The organism is Pantoea sp. ME81 (genome assembly GCF_903970985.1).
In the GTDB taxonomy this organism is placed as follows: Bacteria; Pseudomonadota; Gammaproteobacteria; order Enterobacterales; family Enterobacteriaceae; genus Pantoea; species Pantoea communis.
Genome location: NZ_CAJCKS010000372.1, coordinates 1 through 754, shown reverse-complemented (window position 1 = coordinate 754; position 754 = coordinate 1). Strand labels below are relative to the sequence as shown.

The 754-nt window shown below is 58.6% G+C and carries 2 protein-coding genes; both read left to right on the top strand.

What is annotated here, in order from left to right; genetic code table 11:
* The coding region (locus H7A81_RS27440; protein ID WP_182059361.1) for a molecular chaperone at window positions 1-518 on the top strand (518 nt) is incomplete at its 5' end.
* Window positions 515-754 (top strand): hypothetical protein (locus H7A81_RS27435; protein WP_182059360.1); only part of this gene is annotated, 240 nt, incomplete at its 3' end. The genes H7A81_RS27440 and H7A81_RS27435, both read left to right, overlap by 4 nt.

Below are 754 nucleotides of genomic sequence, written 5' to 3'. Positions count from 1 at the left end.
CTATTCCGCCGCAACAGCGCCAGCTGGTTCGGCTGATCCGCATAGCTGCGCCGCCAGAGCAGGGCGAACAAGCCTATCGCATCATCCTCGATGAGATACCCAACGCGGACGTGCCTGCGGTGAAAAACAGCGCCGGGCTGCGATTGCAGATGCGCTATGTGCTGCCGCTGTTCCTCGATGGCAAAGGCGTCTGGACTCAGCCACGCAGCGATGTGCGGCGCGATCCCGCCTCCGCCAGCCAGCCACAACTGAGCTGGCAGCTGGTGACCGAGCAGGGAAAAACACTGTTGCGCATTCGGAATGCAGGCAAGGTCCATGCACGTTTAAGTGAGGTGTTTTGGGGCAGAGAAGCGGATGTCAGTAAAGCGTCGTTGATCGTGGCAAAAGGATTTTTGGGTTACGTGCTGGCTGGACAAAGCATGCAATTCCCCCTGCCTGCGGGGAAAACAGTGCCCATCGGCAGCACGCTGTTCACTCATCTCACTGATAACGGTCCCGTGGTGGCGATCTCACCATGAGGCTTGCATGTGCACGCCGGCTGGCTCTGTTACCCGGCCTGCTGTTGTGCGGCATCATGGATGCCCATGCCGAAGTGTATGACGGTTTGCCTCCGCCGCGCGCATTGAAGAGTGAGCAAAACGATTACACCCTGTGGCTCACACTGAGTGTCAATGGCCGTAACGATGGCAGTGTCGTGCCCGTTACGGTGCATAACGCACATTATCTGCTGGATGCAGCAGTGCTGCGGCGTAAC